We start from the raw sequence: 2,890 nt of genomic DNA, 5'->3' as shown, positions 1-2,890 counted from the left end.
CGGTCCCATTCCGAACCCGGAAGCTAAGACCCACAGCGCCGATGGTACTGCACCCGGGAGGGTGTGGGAGAGTAGGACACCGCCGGACACACATTAGGTCGAGACCCCCCAACCCACGGTTGGGGGGTCTCCCACACTCAACACCACAAACACACGAAAAGGCCCCAACCAAACCGGTAGGGGCCTCACGCATTTAACAGCCAACCGCGCCGGTCGCCCACAGGCGGGCAGGCCGCCGTCGAGCGTTACACGTCGACCTGCAAGCGGCGAACAGTCGGTTTCAGCGGTCCAGCTGCAGCCGTGACCAGCTCCAAAGCGTGAGCGCGCCGAAGAGAACCGGAATCGCGAAGGTGAGGGCGAGGGCCGCAGGCGGAACGGTGCCGGGTGCTATCGCCCAGAGTGCCGGCGCGGAGATGGGGAACCAGGGGCCAGCACCCGCAAGAACTGCCACCTGGGTCCCGGCCATGACGCCGACGGTAAGGCCGATTCCGCTGAGCAGGCCGCGGCCGAGGGTTGCCGACCAGGCCGCTGGGGTGGCAATCAGCGCTGAAAGCACGGTTAGTGGGAGGAACCGGGATAGCCCTTCGAATTCAGCAGATTGCGGCCATCCGAAGCCCAGGATGAATCCGAGCCCCAGCAAGGACGTGGTCAAAAGCACAGCCATCACAACGGCCCAGCCTCCATAGACAATGAGCTTGGCCAACGCAATTGTGGCCCGTCGGATGGGCAATGCGAAGAGACCGGAAATGGTGCCGTCGGTGAATTCCCTGCCGTACATCCAGCTGAGGACTATGCCGAACGCAAGCACACTGCCGGCGGCAGTAATTTGGTGGGCCGACGAAAGGTATCCGGCCCAGCCGTCCTGTGATGCGAGTGGACCGATCTTCGCAAGCGCTGCCTGGTTGCCGGAGCGTACAGCCAGTGCGAAGCCCGAGGCCAGGGCGCTGACTCCAATGAGCAGGATGGCTCCGGCTGCGATGACCGTCCGGGAGGATCGCGTTTTGCGTGCCTCGACGTCGAGTGCAGCCCTGAGTCCTTCGAATGGCTTGTTCATGATGATATCTCCGGCTTCCGGGCTTCACGGCGGGTGTCGTCGCTGTGGACGAGGGCAAAGAATTCCCGCTCTATGTCTGTGCCCTTCGGATCGATGCTTCCGACGACGCGGCCAGCATTGATGACCGTGACCCTGCTCGCTACCCGTGCGACCTCGTCCAGGTGATGGCTGGAGACAAGGACCCCCGCCCCCTGCGCAGCACGCCGCAGCAGGCTCTCGCGGAGCAGGATGACACCGGCAGGGTCCAGGGCGTTTGTCGGTTCATCGAGCACGATCAGCTGAGGGTCGTGTTGGAGGGCGGAAGCGAGTCCCAGCCTCTGGCGATTCCCGAGGGAGAGCGAGCGGGCAGGGATGGGGGCATATCGTCGCAGATCCAGCTCCTCGAGCACAGTGTCCACGGTCGCCTTGATGTCAGGGCGTGGGACACCGCGCAGGCGTGCTCCGATCTCGAGATTGGCCCGTCCTGTCAGCTCACCATATGCAAGCGGGTACTCAATCAGCTGCCCCACGCGGCTCCATATGTGTGATCCGGCGGCGTTCACTTTCTGTCCGAAGATGGTCACGTGGCCGGAGTCGGGGACCAGCAATCCCAGCAGCAGCCTCATCAGCGTCGACTTGCCCGCGCCATTCAAACCGACCAAGGCGTGGATCTCACCGGCGGCCACGTCCAGGTTGAGCTTGTGCACGCCGCCGCCGGAGGTGAACGAACGCGAAATGCAATGGGCCGCGAGCAGGGACTCAGCCATGGTGTGCATCCAGAACGCCGAGGGCTGCGTCGATCGTTTCGCCGAGGGTGGCCTTCTCCTGCTGTGACCACTCCATGAGCGCTACGGACATCGCTGCGATGACAGCTGCTACTGCCACGCGCGCTTGCAGGCTGTCTGTTCCGTCAGCGATCAGGGCATCAGCAATGACCAACTCCGTGCCGGCATTGTTCCTGGCAACTGCGGCCCGCAGTCCGGGCGTGGACGCCACAATGCGAATACGTCTTTTGGTGAAGTCGCCCGCTGGCTCGGGAAGCGTGCGCCAGGCGCTGCGGATTCCGCTGATGGTGCGTAGAAGCGGGGGCCCCGGCGGCTGGGCGAGTACGGCGGAAGCAAGCAGTGGGTCGTAGGGATCATCGAGCAAGAGCTGGTCCTTTGTACTGAAATGCCGGAAGAAGGTCATTTCAGTGACTCCTGCCGCGGCGGCAATCGCGGCGGCAGTGGTCTGGTCGTAACCGTTACGTTCGAAGAGCTCCAGTGCGGCATCGATCAGTCGGGTTCGTGTACGCGAAGCCCTGGCGTTTGCTTGGTGTGGTGACTCCATGCGCTGATGTTAGTCACTAACAATTCGCCGTGGCAAGAGGTGCGGCTGATCCCGCGTTCGTTGAACTCCTTGGAAACGCGCCGCAGTCGCTTGATCGGGGCCCTGGACCGCCTCGGTGGAGGGTCGCCGTGGTGGTGTTCGACGGCGGTTTGGTGGGGTTTTGGGGGTGGGTGTGGGGGTGTTGGGGGGTGGATTTGCGTTGGGGTGGTGGGGCGTGTATTGTTTTCTGAGTCGCCGGGTGCGAAACGGAAAGCCGGAAGGTGTGTACGGTTCGGTAGGCGGCCAAAAATAACTCTTCTTTTCCAATGGCCCTGTTGTGGTGCGCTGCTTTGTGTGGTGTTCCGGTCGGGGTGATGTTTTGGGGGGTCTGTTGTTTGAGAACTCAATAGTGTGCCAAGTTTGTTGATACCGATTGTTTTTGATTGGTTGAAATTTATGCCAGTTCTGTCATGCACCCCCGTGTGTGGTGGGCTGGTTTTCAGCTGGTTTCGAATTTTGTGCAGCCATGTTCTTGCCGTTATTTCCGGT

General features: G+C 62.1%; 3 protein-coding genes and 1 rRNA gene. 1 reads left to right on the top strand and 3 read right to left on the bottom strand.

Features of this window, described 5'->3' with window-relative positions; translation table 11 throughout:
* Positions 1 to 88, top strand: a 5S ribosomal RNA gene (rrf, locus tag ACFUOZ_RS21270); the annotation flags it as partial.
* Positions 89 to 280: 192 nt separating this feature from the next.
* Here the strand turns inward: rrf and ACFUOZ_RS21265 are convergent.
* From ACFUOZ_RS21265 to ACFUOZ_RS21255, 3 genes are read right to left on the bottom strand one after another with little or no spacing between them, the layout of a single operon-like run.
* Complete coding sequence (locus tag ACFUOZ_RS21265) at positions 281 to 1,054, bottom strand: ABC transporter permease (protein ID WP_377552001.1); 774 nt, start codon at positions 1,052 to 1,054, stop codon at positions 281 to 283.
* Positions 1,051 to 1,800, bottom strand: coding sequence for an ABC transporter ATP-binding protein (locus ACFUOZ_RS21260; protein ID WP_377551999.1), 750 nt, complete (start codon positions 1,798 to 1,800; stop codon positions 1,051 to 1,053). Before ACFUOZ_RS21260 ends, ACFUOZ_RS21265 begins: the two co-directional genes overlap by 4 nt.
* Positions 1,793 to 2,362, bottom strand: a complete 570-nt coding sequence (locus ACFUOZ_RS21255) for a TetR/AcrR family transcriptional regulator (RefSeq protein ID WP_377551997.1) — start codon at positions 2,360 to 2,362, stop codon at positions 1,793 to 1,795. Before ACFUOZ_RS21255 ends, ACFUOZ_RS21260 begins: the two co-directional genes overlap by 8 nt.
* Between the last annotated feature and the right edge of the window lie 528 nt (positions 2,363 to 2,890).

The sequence above is a fragment of the Paenarthrobacter sp. NPDC057355 genome, assembly GCF_042667405.1.
In the GTDB taxonomy this organism is placed as follows: Bacteria; Actinomycetota; Actinomycetes; order Actinomycetales; family Micrococcaceae; genus Arthrobacter.
The sequence above is the reverse complement of the archived record's forward strand: the minus strand, read 5'-3'. Positions and strand labels throughout refer to the sequence as shown.

Excerpts from the sequence above, each read along its gene's own strand:
- ACFUOZ_RS21265 (WP_377552001.1), bottom strand. The coding sequence starts at position 1,054 with ATGAACAAGCCATTCGAAGGACTCAGGGCTGCACTCGACGTCGAGGCA.
- ACFUOZ_RS21260 (WP_377551999.1), bottom strand. The coding sequence starts at position 1,800 with ATGGCTGAGTCCCTGCTCGCGGCCCATTGCATTTCGCGTTCGTTCACC.
- ACFUOZ_RS21255 (WP_377551997.1), bottom strand. The coding sequence starts at position 2,362 with ATGGAGTCACCACACCAAGCAAACGCCAGGGCTTCGCGTACACGAACC.